The sequence below is a fragment of the Curtobacterium sp. NPDC087080 genome (genome assembly GCF_044745105.1).
GTDB lineage: Bacteria > Actinomycetota > Actinomycetes > Actinomycetales > Microbacteriaceae > Curtobacterium.
The window spans coordinates 507,552-520,872 of sequence record NZ_JBIUZP010000001.1 but is presented as its reverse complement, the minus strand read 5'-3'; the positions used below and the strand labels follow the sequence as shown (position 1 = coordinate 520,872).

Annotated in this window: 13 protein-coding genes; 7 read left to right on the top strand and 6 right to left on the bottom strand. The window is 72.0% G+C overall.

Going from position 1 to position 13,321, the window contains the following annotated elements; translation table 11 throughout:
• Nucleotides 1–89: 89 nt before the first annotated feature.
• Nucleotides 90–440 (bottom strand): NUDIX domain-containing protein, encoded by a 351-nt coding sequence (locus tag ACIPEQ_RS02425; RefSeq protein ID WP_402713844.1) that lies wholly within the window; start codon nt 438–440, stop codon nt 90–92.
• Nucleotides 441–520: 80 nt separating this feature from the next.
• On the opposite strand from ACIPEQ_RS02425, the gene ACIPEQ_RS02420 reads away from it, so the two are divergent.
• Entirely contained in the window at nt 521–1,345 is an 825-nt protein-coding gene (locus tag ACIPEQ_RS02420) for a hypothetical protein (protein ID WP_402713842.1), read from the top strand.
• 37 nt (nt 1,346–1,382) lie between these two features.
• On the opposite strand, the gene ACIPEQ_RS02415 is transcribed toward ACIPEQ_RS02420, so the two are convergent.
• The 3 genes from ACIPEQ_RS02415 to ACIPEQ_RS02405 all read right to left on the bottom strand — a co-directional run bounded on the left by ACIPEQ_RS02415 (nt 1,383) and on the right by ACIPEQ_RS02405 (nt 3,634).
• On the bottom strand, nt 1,383–2,540 hold the full coding sequence (locus tag ACIPEQ_RS02415) for an FAD-dependent monooxygenase (RefSeq protein WP_402713840.1): 1,158 nt from the start codon (nt 2,538–2,540) through the stop codon (nt 1,383–1,385).
• 197 nt (nt 2,541–2,737) lie between these two features.
• On the bottom strand, nt 2,738–3,316 hold the full coding sequence (locus ACIPEQ_RS02410; RefSeq protein ID WP_402713838.1) for a hypothetical protein: 579 nt from the start codon (nt 3,314–3,316) through the stop codon (nt 2,738–2,740).
• Between the two features lie 117 nt (nt 3,317–3,433).
• On the bottom strand, nt 3,434–3,634 hold the full coding sequence (locus ACIPEQ_RS02405) for a hypothetical protein (RefSeq protein ID WP_402713837.1): 201 nt from the start codon (nt 3,632–3,634) through the stop codon (nt 3,434–3,436).
• 506 nt (nt 3,635–4,140) lie between these two features.
• On the opposite strand from ACIPEQ_RS02405, the gene ACIPEQ_RS02400 reads away from it, so the two are divergent.
• From ACIPEQ_RS02400 to ACIPEQ_RS02380, 5 genes are all read left to right on the top strand, one after another.
• Entirely contained in the window at nt 4,141–4,473 is a 333-nt protein-coding gene (locus ACIPEQ_RS02400; protein ID WP_402713835.1) for a hypothetical protein, read from the top strand.
• Between the two features lie 428 nt (nt 4,474–4,901).
• Nucleotides 4,902–6,305 (top strand): glycosyltransferase, encoded by a 1,404-nt coding sequence (locus ACIPEQ_RS02395; RefSeq protein ID WP_402713833.1) that lies wholly within the window; start codon nt 4,902–4,904, stop codon nt 6,303–6,305.
• Nucleotides 6,302–8,215, top strand: a complete 1,914-nt coding sequence (locus tag ACIPEQ_RS02390) for a right-handed parallel beta-helix repeat-containing protein (RefSeq protein ID WP_402713831.1) — start codon at nt 6,302–6,304, stop codon at nt 8,213–8,215. The genes ACIPEQ_RS02395 and ACIPEQ_RS02390 overlap by 4 nt, the downstream gene beginning before the upstream one ends.
• Before the next feature lie 3 nt (nt 8,216–8,218).
• A complete protein-coding gene (locus ACIPEQ_RS02385) occupies nt 8,219–9,373 on the top strand; it encodes a right-handed parallel beta-helix repeat-containing protein (RefSeq protein WP_402713829.1) in 1,155 nt (384 codons plus the stop codon).
• 72 nt (nt 9,374–9,445) lie between these two features.
• A complete protein-coding gene (locus ACIPEQ_RS02380; protein WP_402713827.1) occupies nt 9,446–10,876 on the top strand; it encodes a UDP-glucose dehydrogenase family protein in 1,431 nt (476 codons plus the stop codon).
• Nucleotides 10,877–10,990: 114 nt separating this feature from the next.
• Here ACIPEQ_RS02380 and ACIPEQ_RS02375 read toward each other — a convergent pair whose 3' ends face one another.
• Nucleotides 10,991–11,740, bottom strand: coding sequence for an inositol monophosphatase family protein (locus ACIPEQ_RS02375; protein WP_402713826.1), 750 nt, complete (start codon nt 11,738–11,740; stop codon nt 10,991–10,993).
• Between the two features lie 141 nt (nt 11,741–11,881).
• Here ACIPEQ_RS02375 and ACIPEQ_RS02370 point away from each other — a divergent pair, with 141 nt between their 5' ends.
• On the top strand, nt 11,882–12,466 hold the full coding sequence (locus ACIPEQ_RS02370) for a DUF6611 family protein (protein WP_402713824.1): 585 nt from the start codon (nt 11,882–11,884) through the stop codon (nt 12,464–12,466).
• A 73-nt stretch (nt 12,467–12,539) separates the two neighbouring features.
• Here ACIPEQ_RS02370 and ACIPEQ_RS02365 read toward each other — a convergent pair whose 3' ends face one another.
• Nucleotides 12,540–13,214: an NUDIX domain-containing protein gene (locus ACIPEQ_RS02365; RefSeq protein WP_402713822.1), complete on the bottom strand. Its 675-nt coding sequence runs from the start codon at nt 13,212–13,214 to the stop codon at nt 12,540–12,542.
• Between the last annotated feature and the right edge of the window lie 107 nt (nt 13,215–13,321).

Here is a 13,321-nt window from a genome sequence, read left to right as displayed (position 1 = left end):
GGCCGCACGTGCCGCGGTGCCGGAGCGGAAGCCGGAGCGCATCCCGATCCTGTTCGATCCGCGAGTCCAGGAGACCTGCGTGGCACCGGCTACCGAGGCGGCTCCGGTACCGGCCGGTCCGCGCTCAGGACGAGATGGACCGCGCGCCGTGCTTCGTCAGGGACGAGGCGTTCTCCGTCGAGCGACGAGGCGGCGACCCAGGTGGGGTCGTACCGGTCGTCCACGGACGCGCGGTGCAACTCCGGCCCGCCTCGCAGGTCCTCGTCCTCCTCGACGCCGCCTCCCGGGAGGACGCAGTAGCTCCGACCGTCCTTGACCCTCCTGATGACGAGCACCCGCTCGTCGAGCACCACGACTGCCGCTGATCGGACGCGCTTGCCCCCAGTCCACCACGCTCCGGCTCGATCGGTCGGGCGGCGGCGGACGTCGTCGAGGAACACACCGGTCCGCTCGACGCCATCGAGGCTCCTGTGCCGAACGGTCGATGCGCCGGCGCCGTCCACACCCGTACGGTCGGGAGATGCTCCATCGAACCGCTGCCGTCACCGCAGCCCTCGTCATCACGCTCGTCTCGGTCACGGGGTGCGCAGCAGGGTCGGGAGGCTCGGCCTCCTCCGCCACGGGGGCGGCGGTCCCGCAGCTGGACCCGCAGGTCGCATCGTCGCTCGACGACGCACTCCGCACCGTGCAGTCCAGCCCCGGTGTCGCGAGCGCGACGAACCGCATCGAGCTGCACCAGCGGTACACCGCCGCCGACGGGACGGACGTCACGCCCCCTGGCCTCGACGCATGGAACAACCGCGACGCCGGCCCGGCCGCACCGCCGCCGATCGGCGCCGTCTCCCCGGACGATCCCCGTCTACCGCCAGTGCCCACGCCCTCGGCTCGTCCCGCACCCCAGGCGGGTGCGACCGAGTCGCACTCGTTCTCGAGCGCCTTCGTGGTCACCATGGATCCGGACGCGACCCCGTCGGAAGCGGCGGCGGTCCCCGTGACGATGGCGGAGCGGCTCGCCTGGACCGGTGTCACCCTCACGCTGCAGGTGCCGGCCGGGCCAGGGCACGTCCTCACCTCCGTCACCTACTCGGGCACCTTCGACCAGCGGATCCCCGACGAGACCGCTCTCGGCGTCGCGTCCGGGCTGGCCACGCTCGCCGCCACGCCTGGCGTCACGGGACTCGAGGCGAGCATCCCGCAGACGTTGCGCGTCGACTACGGCTCGCTCACCATCGGGGTCTCACCGGCGGACGACGCCACGCTCGCACGGGTCCGCGGCGTGATCGACGGGACCGCGTTCGCCAGTACGACGCTGCACGGGTCGTTCGGCAACGGGGCGAAGCCCTGATCGGCGGCACGGCACATGGTCCGTCGCAAGCGCTTCGTCAGTCTTCGAGAAGCGCTCCCGCGTGCTGGTAGCGGCGGAGGTCGATCCCCTTGGCGGGCAGGTCGAGGAGCCGCATGAGCGGGGAGGCGATCGATGCGGCGCGGAAGAACAGGTTCCGGAGCCGGATGCCGCGGTTCGTCCGCGGCGCCAGGAGCGCACCGGCGTTCACCTTGTGGGAGGCGGCCGTGTACGGCCGGAAGCGGTTCTCGTACTCGGAGAGGGCCTGGGCGACATCCCCGTCTGCGAGGCGGAGTTCTCCGGCCAGCACGTACGCCGCGACCAGGGCGAGGCCCGTGCCGTAGCCGCTCAGGGCGTTCCCCCACGCGGAGTCTCCCAGCAGGACCACCCGACCGCGACTCCACCGGTCCACGGTCACCCGGCTGATCGAGTCAGCGTAGAACGTCCGCGCGTCCGGGAAGTGTTCGACGATCTCGGGGATCCGCCACCGCCCGCCGCGCAGGGCGCCTGCGATCTGACGCTTCTGCTCGTCGACGTCGTCGCGGGCCTCCGGGAACCGGTCCGCAGCGACGACGATGAAGGTGGGGGCCTTCGATCCGCCGAGCATCACCGTCATGCCGGGCTGGCTGTAGACGACATCGTCGTCGCCGAGGTCGAGGTCCGCCAGGACGTAGTGGTGACCGCGGTGCTCGACGTACTGCTCCTCCGGACCCCAGACCAGGCGACGGACACCGGAGTGCACGCCGTCGGCGCCGACGACCAGGTCGAACCGGTCCGTCGTGCCGCTGTGGAACGTCACCGAGACACCCTCGCCGTCGTCGCTGAGCGAGACGATGCGGTCTCCGAACCGGTAGTCGACGTCGTTCTTCGTCCGCTCGTACAGGACCGTGGCGATCGTGTCCCGAGGGACGTTCAGCTCGCCGGAGCCGAGCCCCCCGGGTGCGATGCCGATCGTGCGGCCGTGCTCGTCGACGATCGCAGCGTCCCCGTCGCGGATGTCGTACTGACGGAGCTCGTCGAGGATGCCCATCTCCCGCAGGACCCGCATGTGGGTCGTGCCCTTGAAGTCGACGGCTTGCCCACCGGGTCGGATGCCGTCGTTCTTCTCGACGACGGTGACGTCGTGGCCGGAGCGGCTCAGCCAGAAGGCGAGGGCGGGGCCGGCGATGCTGGCGCCGGAGATCAGGATGCGGGTCATCGGGGGACTCCTCGTGTCGGTGGGACCACCATCCGCCCGACCACTCACATCCCGCTGACGCGGCACTGACACCGGCCGCGGCGCCCGGGAGGACGTCGGTGCCTCGCGCCGGTTCCGGTCGTCCTGCTCGGATGATCGCCGACGGCACGAACCGCCGGCTACCGCAACCGAGCATGTAGTCCCGCCGGAAGCACGAGTCAGCGACGGCGCGGTTCCGGATGGAAGTACACGGTCACGGTGAGGTCGTCCTCGCCCGCGGTCACGCTGCTCGAGAAGGTGATGTCCTCGATCAGTACGTCGCCCAGGTCGTCGATCGTCTGCGCCACCCGACGCAGGAGTGCCGCGACATCGCCCTGTCCCTCGCCCGTGGGATTGCTCTGCGAGAAGTGGTTGATCGTCCAGGTCGGCAGTGCCACCGCTCCGACCGACCCGGCGCCGGGCACGACGGGATTGGTCTCGCCGACAGGGCCCGTCTCGTCGGCTGGGCTCGTCTCCTCGGTCGGCGGACCGGCGGGTCGATCCGGCGGTGCCGCGGGCGTCTCCACGTCGCGCTGTCGCTCGCCTCCCGTGTCGAAGAAGGCGTCGAGGTACGCGTCGTCGGGCAGGTCGGAGTCGCGCATCAGCGAGAACACCTCGGCACCGTCGCCCGGCTCGTCGAAGAGCTCGTACGACTGCGCGAGGCCGAGGTACTCAGCACCGAGGGTGTCCGCGTACTCGGCCGCAACGTCCTCGGCCTTCCCGATGGCGTCCTCGGCGCTCGTGGCGAGGACCGTCACGATCCGTTCCTCGTAGGTACCCCGGCGGTAGCGGAACACACACCGGACGGCGAACCATCGGTCGGAGCTGGTCTCCTGCCTGCACTGAGCGTAGGCCCGTCAGGGTCCGTGCAGCAGTCAGCCCGCGTGGCCACCACCGTGGCCACCACCGTGGCCGCCGACGTCCGGCGGGGTCACCTGACTGCCCTGGATCGTCGGTGCCGATCCGTCCGGCAGACCTCGGCCGTGCTTGCTCGTGAACCACCCGAAGAAGTGCCCGATCCAGAAGACGACGAGCAGGGCCGCGCCGGCGATGGCGATCCACACTTCGGGGGTCATCCCTGCACGATAGCTGATCTGTCCTCGACTCGAAGCGGGCCAACCAGCAGTCCGACGGGAGGCGCGGTGCGGGCCCGCCCCGCGCCTCCCGTCCGACACGTTGGACCGCCGCTCCCCGGGACTGCGCACCGGCGACGAGCGAGATGACGACGACGGCGCGTCGGCCCCACAGCAGCTCCGCGCGGTGCCGCCCCCCGCAGGGTGGCAGCGACTCCGTTCCGCCGCCCGGTCAGGCTGTCGTCGGGACCCCGCCGGCTCGAGCATCGCGAGCACGTGCGGCGCGCTCCACCGGAACAGCGCGTCCGACGGCGGCGACGCGAGGTCCAGGCCCAGACCTCCCGGTCACCGACCGCGGCGGCCATCGAGTTCGACCAGCCGACACGCTGGGGGTGCGCCCCGCTGTGCCAGCGCCCGCGGAGTTGCCGCCGGGCGGGAAGGCGTCGACACCCACCAGGACGGCCGCGCACGTGACGAGCCGAGGGCCGGGCTCGCGCTACGGTGGCGATGTGCACCCCGTTGCAGGTCCTCCGCCGTCCACGGACACCCGCTACGAGGTCGCGCGTGCGCTGCTCGTGGGCTCCGCCACGGCCTTCGCGGTGCTGTGGTCGGTGCTCTGGCTCCCGGTGCTGGTGACCGGGTCGCAGGGGAGCCTGTTCCTCTACCCGCTGGTGCTCCTGCTGGCAGTCGTCCCGTGGGGGACGACCTGGACGGCCCTCGTCCTCGCCGCGCGCTCCCGGAACGCGCGTGACGACCGACGCGCCTCCGCGGTCACCGGGATCAGCGCGATCCTGCTCGTCCTCGCCCCGGTCCTGCTCTGGTTCGGCCCCGTGGCGGGCTGACCCGGTCCCGTCCGGCCTCGCCGCGACGGACTGGAGGCGCGTGGCGGCGCCGCCACGCGCCTCCAGTCCGTCGGCCGCGCGCCTCAGGGAGCCGTCGGAGGCAAGGACGGGGACAGAGGGGTACCGCGCCAGTCTGGCGGAACACCGCCCTACGGCTTCGCGCAAACCCGCATTGCGGTGTCCTGTGCTTGTGGTGGGACACGCCCGAGAGTACGTTCAGGCCAACGCTCAGCGTCGGATGCGGGACCACGGTCCCCGACCCGACCTGGCGACGTGCAGCGACGGGGGGATCCGGCGCTGTCCCGACCCTCTCCGCACCGCTGACCCAGGCGGCTCCCGCGTCACCCTGCGCGGTGTGCCGTCGTGCGGTGCTGCCGAGTGTCGTGTTCCGTACCCGAAACCGAACACCGCACGAAGGACCCGACCTCATGCACCCGCTCGTCCTCTTCGCGTCGCAGACCTCGACCCAGGTCGTGCTCGACAACATCGCCGGCTTCGGCCACGAGGCGCTCAAGTACTTCCCGATCGGCATCGCCGGCATCATCGTCTGGGCGCTCTGGCTCTACCGGGTCGTGCTCTCGGCCCGCGCCCGTCCGGTCGAGAACGGCTTCCGCACGACGACCTCGGTCGTGGTGCCGTCCTTCCACGAGGACCCCGACATCCTGCTCCGCTGCCTGGACTCCTGGCGGGAGCAGCACCCGGACGAGATCATCATCGTGCTCGACGTCGCGGACACCGAGGCCTACCGCCGGATCGTGGCGGTGGGCGACCCCACCGTGAAGCCGGTGCTGTTCCACCACGTCGGCAAGCGGAGCGCGCTCGGCGAGGGCATCCGCCGCGCGAAGTACGACGTCCTGGTCCTCGTGGACTCGGACACCTCCTGGGAGCCCGGTCTCCTCGAAGCCGTGCAGATGCCCTTCGTCGACGAGCGCGTCGGCGGTGTCGGCACGCAGCAGAACGTGTACCAGCGGAACTCCAGCATCTGGCGCATCATCGCCGACTGGCTGGTCAACCTCCGCTACTTCAACTACGTCCCGGCGATGGGCGCCGCGGGTGCCGTGCCGATCCTGTCCGGACGGACCGCCGCCTACCGACGCTCCGCCGTCATGCCGGTGCTCGACAACCTCGAGAACGAGTTCTTCCTCGGGCGCCGGTGCATCGCAGGCGACGACGGTCGGTTGACGTGGCTCGTCATCGCGTCCGGGTACAAGACCGTGCACCAGTCGTCCGCCAAGGCGCTCTCGATGTTCCCGGCGAGCGGCAAGGCCTTCTTCAAGCAGCGCATCCGCTGGAGCCGCAACTCCTACCGCACGTACCTCACCGCCATCGCAAAGGGATGGGTGTGGCGGGTGCCGTTCGTGACCAAGATCACGGTCCTGCAGATCATCCTCACCCCGGTGACCATGGGCATCACGATGTGGTACCTGCTGTTCAGCCGGCTCGAGCTCAGCACCGTCGGCGTGCTCTTCACCCTCGGCTGGCTGCTCTTCGGCCGAGCGGTCCGCGGCGTCTCGAACCTCAAGCGGCACCCGCTCGACCTGTTCGTGCTGCCCGTGCTGGCCCTCGTGGTGATCGCGGTCGCCCTGCCGATCAAGGTGTACTCGTTCGTCACGATGAACAAGCAGGGATGGCTGACCCGGCACGCCGACCAGGTGGGTGGGGACGGGCAGCAGGCCCGGACCCTGCAGCCCGAGACCACCTCCGGCCGTCGGGTCGCGACGCCCGGCATCGTCCTCCCGCAGGGCACGGTCGCTGCCGGCACCGCTGCCGGCGCTGCTGCTGCTGCCGCCGTCTCCGTCTCCGCATCCGACGACCAGGCGGTCGCCGCATGAGCGCGCTGACGAAGGCGGTGCCGCGCATCGCCACGGGACTCCTCGTGGGAGCGGGGCTGCTCGTCGCGGGTGTCGTCGGCCTGCCCGGCGCGGCTGCCGCTGCGACCGGGTCCGGCCCGGCGGCCCCCGTGACGGGACGCCCCTACCAGGGTGACCCGGACAAGGAGGCGCGGCTGGTGACGGCCGAGAACGACCGGATCTACAACGTCCGGGCACTGGCCTCGGCGGCGCGCTGGAGCGGCCTCGCGGTCTCGCAGCCCTACCGCCTCGCCACCGGCTCGTCGTACACGCTCGTCCTCGTCGCCCGCGGCGCGGCCTACACCGTCGAAGACCTCGCACGCCTCGCGCCGTCGACGTTCGTCAAGCAGCCGGACGGCTCCTGGCTGCTCAGCGAGAACATCGTCGTCGAGAACGGTGCCACGCTGCGGCTCGCGAGCCCGGACGGGCTGCGCATCCACATGGCGAGCAACCACGAGGGCTTCGTGTCCATCGTCACCCAGGCGGGCAGCCTCCAGGTGGTCGGTTCGGCCAAGGCCCCGGTCGCCATCGACGCGTGGGACCCCCAGTCCGGTCGGGTCGACCAGCAGACCACCGACGGCCGTGCGTACGTCCGCGTGCAGGGCGGTACGGCGACGCTGCAGTACGCGGAGTTCTCCCACCTGGGGTTCTGGAGCGGTTCCACGGGCGGGGTGTCCCTGACCGGGACGAACCTCTCGACCCTCGACCAGGCCTCCGGTGACCAGCAGGGCAAGACCGAGCGGACCACCAAGGACGTCTTCGGCAACGCGATCCTGCCGACCGGTGAACTGCCGAAGTCGGGCAGCGCCACGGCCAGCGCCGGCGGCTACAGCTACGTCTCCGCCCTCGTGCAGCACGTCACCTTCGACGGGAACGCCTACGGCCTCTTCCTGACGAGCGCGGACGGCGTCACGATGTCGGACGCCACGGTGGAGCACTCGCTCATCGACGGCCTGGTGCTGCACCGCTACGTCACCAACTCGACGTTCACCTCGGTCCGGTCGACCGACAACGCGGTGGACGGTGTGAAGATGACGCGGGCGTCGACCGGCATCGTGTTCAGTCAGGTGACCGCGTCGGACAACGGTCGCAACGGGATCACGCTGAACGGCAGCGGGCTCGCAGCCGGTCCGAACGCGGCGGGCATGCCGACGACGACCTACGGCAACAACGCGCTCTCGGACAGCAACAGCTCCGGGAACGGCCGCTACGGCATCGAGGTGATCGGCGGGAAGAACGTCCGGATCAGCGGGTCGACGGTCGCGCGCAACGAGATGGGCATCGTCGTCCGGCACGACGCCGACGACGTGGTCGTCCGCAACAACGTCGTCAAGGACTCGACGCAGAACGGCATCGCCGTCCTCGACGGAGCGAGCCGGACCGAGGTCTCCGAGAACTCGGTGGACGGCGCGGACATCGGCGTGTACCTGCGGGACAGCGCCTCGTCGTCGGTGACGAACAACGCGATCGCGGACGCCCGCGTCCACGGTGTCACGACGGTCGGCGCGGTCGACGGCACCTCCGTCGAGAACAACACGGTCGTCGGCCGCGGGCCGAGCGCGATCGACCTCGCCCGCTCGGACGGTGCTGCCCAGCGGGGCAACACGACGGTCGAGTGGCACTCGACGAAGCCGTTCCTGGTCACCCTGCGCGCGGTCTTCCAACCGCTGACGGTGCTCTGGCTGCTGCTGCTGACGGTGGTGCTGGTCGCCGCGATCGGTGGCACACGACGACGTCGTCGGGCGCAGCAGGAGCTGCCGTACGCCAAGCTGGCCCCGCTGTCGAGCTACACGCGCGGTGCGGTCGACCCGACCTCGCTGGGCTTGCCGCCCGTCGGGGGCCGCGGGACCCACGCTGCCGAGCCGGGTGCGGTCGCACCCTCGGGGAGCTGACCGGTGAGCGCACGACGACGCGGGCTGCGCTCGTACCTGCTGGTCGGGGGTGCCGGCCTGGTGGTCGGCGTCCTGGCCGTCGGCGGGCTGTGGGCGGCGACCACCGCGTCGGACCGCGGCGCGCAGCAGGACGCCCGCGCCCGCCCCACGTCGAGTGCCGCTCCGACGTCCGAGCCGACCCGGGCGCGGGACGTCCCCGAGCCCCGGGCGACGTCGACCGGCTCAGCCGCTCCCGGCGCCGTGTCCCCGGTGGACACCGCCCGGTGCGAGGCCTCGGCGACGACCACGGTGAGCACCGCGAAGGAGCTGCAGAAGGCCCTCCGTGACGCACGGGCCGGGAACGTCGTCCGGCTCGAGTCCGGTACCTACTCCGGCCGCTTCGAGGCGTCCGCGGCGGGCACCGCCGACGACCCGGTCACGCTCTGCGGTCCCCGCGACGCCGTGCTCGACGGGGGCGGCACGGAGGGCGGGTACGTCCTGCACCTCGACCGCGCGTCCTACTGGTCGCTCGAGGGCTTCACCGTGCGGAACGGGCAGAAGGGCGTCATGTTCGACGGCGTCCAGCACTCGACCGTCAGCGGGCTCACGGTCACCGACATCGGTGACGAGGGCATCCACCTGCGCGCCGACAGCAGCGACAACACCGTCGTCGGGAACACCGTCACCAGGACCGGGCTCCGCAAGCCGCAGTTCGGCGAGGGCATCTACATCGGCTCGTCGAAGAGCAACTGGTGCAAGGTCTCGGAGTGCCGGGAGGACCGCAGCGACCGCAACGTCGTCACGGGCAACACGGTCGCCGACACCGCTGCCGAGAACGTCGACATCAAGGAGGGCACCACGGGCGGCACGCTGTCCGACAACTCCTTCGACGGTGTCGGCATGCAGGGCGAGAACCACGCCGACTCGTGGGTGGACGTGAAGGGCAACGGCTGGACGATCACCGGCAACCGGGGCGTCCGATCGCCGCTCGACGGGTTCCAGACGCACGAGCTGCTCTCCGGCTGGGGCACCGACAACACCTTCACCGACAACCGGGTCGACCTGGGCAACACCGACGGCGTCGCGTTCGCCTTCCGACCGGTCGAGGGCAACACCGTCTCCTGCGACAACACCGTGGTCGGCTCGAACGAGCTCAGCACCACCACCTGCACCGACTGACACACGACGGCCACCGCGGTCCGTCCGCACCCGTCCACACCCATCCTCCGCGACCCGAGAGCGAGCCTTCCCATGTCTGCTTCCGTCACCCCGATCCCGTCCTCCGGGATGCCACCCGTCGTCGACCGACCCCGCCTGACCGTCATCGGCACGGGGTACCTCGGCGCCACCCACGCCGTCTCGATGGCCGTCCTCGGCTACGAGGTCCTCGGCGTCGACGTCGACCCTGCCAAGGTCGAGGCCCTGGTCGCCGGCCGGGTGCCCTTCCACGAACCCGGCCTGCCCGAGCAGCTCGCAGCGGCCCTCGCCTCCGGACGGCTCCGCTTCACGTCGTCGCTGCGCGAGGCCGCCGAGTTCGGCGACGTCCACTTCATCTGCGTGGGGACCCCGCAGCAGCGGGGCTCGCACGCCGCCGACCTGACCTACGTCGACTCCGCCTTCCGCGAGCTCGCGTCGCACATCGACCGGCGTGCGCTCATCGTGGGGAAGTCGACCGTGCCCGTCGGGACCGCCGAACGGCTCGCGGCACTCGTGGAGCAGGTCGCCCCTGCCGGAGCCGAGGTCGAGGTCGCCTGGAACCCGGAGTTCCTCCGCGAGGGCTACGCGGTGCAGGACACGCTGCACCCCGACCGGCTCGTGTTCGGTGTCCGGTCGGCGTGGGCGGAGGCGCAGCTGCGTGCGGCGTTCCGACCGATCCTCGACGAGGGGACACCGCTCGTCGTCGCCGACCTGCCCACGGCCGAGCTCGTGAAGGTGGCCGCGAACTCCTTCCTCGCGACGAAGATCTCGTTCATCAACGCGATGGCCGAGGTCTGCGAGGCAGCCGGTGCGGACGTCAGCGTCCTGGCGAGCGCCCTGTCGCACGACACCCGCATCGGCGGCCGCTTCCTCAAGCCGGGCCTCGGCTTCGGCGGGGGGTGCCTGCCGAAGGACATCCGGGCCTTCTCGGCTCGAGCGCAGGAACTCGGCGTCGGTCAGGCGGTCCGGTTCCTCGACGAGGTGGACGCGATCAACCTGCGCCGCCGGCAACGGACCGTCGACCTGGTCACGGAGATGGCGGAGGGTGACCTGACGGGCAAGCGGATCGCAGCGTTGGGGGCGGCGTTCAAGCCGAACTCCGACGACATCCGCGACGCGCCGGCACTCGACGTCGCCCGGATGCTCGGCGAGGCGGGTGCCGTCGTCACCGTGTACGACCCCGAGGCGATGGAGAACGCGGCGCGGGCGTACCCGACCCTGCGGTACGCGCCGTCGATGACGGCGGCGGTGATCGATGCGGACGTGGTGGTGCTCCTGACCGAGTGGGAGCAGTTCCGCACGGTCGACCCGCACGACCTCGGCGCCCTCGTCCACCACCGGCGCATCGTCGACGGCCGGCACGCACTCGACGCCGACGCCTACCGAGCGGCGGGCTGGGACCTCCGCGCCCTCGGACGTCCCACGGCGTCGGGCACCGTGGAGATCGTCGTCGACGAACAGGACCGCCTGCAGGCCACGGCCTGACGGCAGGACGTCTCGGCGGGGGTACCGCCGAGGACGCGTCCGGTGCACGACGAGGTGCGCCGGACGGTGCGGAGGGGCGGCTTCGGGCAGCGCCGCTCCTCCGCGCAGGGCGGCTCAGGCGCCGAGCAGCTCGGCCGCCTGCCGCACCGCGGTCGGAGCGCCGGCGAGGTGCCAGTCGTGGCCGTGGGCCCGGACGACGGTCGCGACACCGCCGGCACCCTCGACGAGCGCACGCCCGGGCAGCCAGTCCCAGTCGGCGCAGTCCGTCTGCACCCAGAGCCCGACGCGCCCTGCTGCGACGTCCACCATGTCGCAGGACCCCGACCCGCTGATCCGCACCGTCGCCGCCGCGGCCAGGAGCACGGCCATCGGACCCGCCTCGGCAGCGCGCAGGTGGGAGCTGTTCAGGAACGTCGCCACGCTCGTCGCGGCGAGTGCCACGTCCGGTACCGGCGGCACACGCTCCCCGTCGCGGGTGGTCACCCCGTCGGACGCCACCCACGTCTCGTCGACGGTCGGACGACGCACCGCACCGACCCGGAGCTCGCCGTCGACCTCGAGCGACACGGCGCTGCACCACGCCGGCAGTCCAGCGACGTAGTTGAACGTCCCGTCGATCGGGTCGACGGTCCACCGGCGTCCGTCGGTCGCCTCGGAGCGGGCGCCCTCCTCACCGAGCACCCCGTCGTCCGGACGGTGCTCGAGCAGCAGACGGCGGACGAGCTCCTCGGCGGCGCGGTCCGCGGCGGTGACGAGGTCGGCGGCCGAGGTCTTCCGTTCCGCCTGCGCTCCGTCGCGCCGCATGTCGGCCGCGAGGCGAGCGGCGTCGGTCACGAGGGCGGCGGCGAGGGTGTGGTCGTCCATGCGCCCACGGTAGCGGGCGACGGACAGCGCACCACTGCTGCGGGAGCGCCGCCGCAGCAGCGTCAGGTCGGCGCACGGGAACCGGTCGACAGCGTCAGGAGACCGTGAGGACCGGCACGGCCCCGGTCGGTCCGCCGCAGGGTGGACGACGTGGACGAGCACCGAGACCGACACCCGCACCCGCACCGCACCCGCCGGACCGGCTGGCACCCATGGGGACGTTGCACCGTGCAGCCCGTCACCCGCGCCCTCTGGAGCGGCCGGACGCTCGAGGTGCACGCACCGGGGACCACCGCGGGCGAGCTCCTGCTGCTCCGGGCACTCCAGGTCTGGGGTGCGGCCGGCGCACTCGTGGCGGTCGCGCTCGTCGTGGCGCTGCACCGGGCGCCCGCGGTCGGCCTCGTCGTCGCGGTCCTGCTCTACGCCGTCGGCTTCGTCCTGCTCGTCCGGGTGACCCGTCGGGTGCGCCCCGGCGTGAGGACCCTGACGGTCACGGTGTTCCACGGCAACGGTCGGCCCGAGGTGCACGGCGACGCCCGGCTCCTCGAGGCATCGCTCGACCTGCTGTGCCTGGTCGAGGACGCCGTCCGACGTGGGCAGGTGTCCCGGGTCGAGTACGAGCAGGTCTGGGGACAGGTGTGGCGGTCGATGCCCGAGCCGGTGGTCCGTCCTGCCGGTCGGTCGCGCTCCCGCGAGGTCGCGCAGCGCCGACGGTCGCACCGGTGAGCGGGTCGACCGCGCCCTCGGTGCTGGTCCCGAGCGCCGACCCGGAGGGCGACGACCCGTCGGTGGTCCTCGGCTACGACTGAGCGTGCTGCCCGGTCACGAGGCCGTGCAGTGCGGCCCACTGGAGCAGCAGGATCGTCTTCCCGTCGACGATCCGTCCGTCCTCGATCATGGCGAGCGCCTCCGAGGCCGGGAGTTCGAGCACCTCGATGTCCTCGCCCTCACCGGCGAGACCGCCACCGACCTCGACCCGGTCGTCGGGGGAGTACTCGGCGACGTAGCAGTGCACCCGCTCGGTGACCGACCCCGGGCTCATGTACGCGGCGGTCACGTGCCGCAGGTCGCCCAGCCGCACCCCGAGCTCCTCGAGGGCCTCGCGTCGGATCGCGGTCTCCGGGTCGTCCTCGTCGAGCAGGCCCGCCGCGACCTCGACCAGCATGCCGTCGGGGTGGTCGTTGACGTACGCGGGGAAGCGGAACTGCCGCGTGAGCAGCACGGTGCCGCGCGCTCGGTCGACCGGCAGCACCGCCGCGCCGTTGCCGCGGTCGTAGGTCTCCCGCTGCTGAGTGGTCCAGGTGCCGTCGGCCCCGCGGACGTCGAACGTCGTCCGTCGCAGCACGTGCCACCCGTCGGAGGTCACCTCGACGTCCCGCACCACGACGTCCGGGTTCCGGTCGAGGTCACGTCCGACCCGGTCGAGACCGGTCCTACCCCTGCTGTCCGGTTCCGTGTTGCCGCACGTCGTCATGCTCCCGACGCTAGCGGACCGCGGGGCCGACCACGCGACACGGGTCACCACCCGTCGGACGGGAGGCGCGGGGCGGCCCCGCCACGGGCCTCCCGTCCGACGTCGTC

Coding starts and splice junctions, on each gene's coding strand:
- ACIPEQ_RS02420 (WP_402713842.1), top strand. CDS start 521: ATGCTCCATCGAACCGCTGCCGTCACCGCAGCCCTCGTCATCACGCTC.
- ACIPEQ_RS02415 (WP_402713840.1), bottom strand. CDS start 2,540: ATGACCCGCATCCTGATCTCCGGCGCCAGCATCGCCGGCCCCGCCCTC.
- ACIPEQ_RS02405 (WP_402713837.1), bottom strand. CDS start 3,634: ATGACCCCCGAAGTGTGGATCGCCATCGCCGGCGCGGCCCTGCTCGTC.
- ACIPEQ_RS02395 (WP_402713833.1), top strand. CDS start 4,902: ATGCACCCGCTCGTCCTCTTCGCGTCGCAGACCTCGACCCAGGTCGTG.
- ACIPEQ_RS02390 (WP_402713831.1), top strand. CDS start 6,302: ATGAGCGCGCTGACGAAGGCGGTGCCGCGCATCGCCACGGGACTCCTC.
- ACIPEQ_RS02380 (WP_402713827.1), top strand. CDS start 9,446: ATGTCTGCTTCCGTCACCCCGATCCCGTCCTCCGGGATGCCACCCGTC.
- ACIPEQ_RS02375 (WP_402713826.1), bottom strand. CDS start 11,740: ATGGACGACCACACCCTCGCCGCCGCCCTCGTGACCGACGCCGCTCGC.
- ACIPEQ_RS02365 (WP_402713822.1), bottom strand. CDS start 13,214: ATGACGACGTGCGGCAACACGGAACCGGACAGCAGGGGTAGGACCGGT.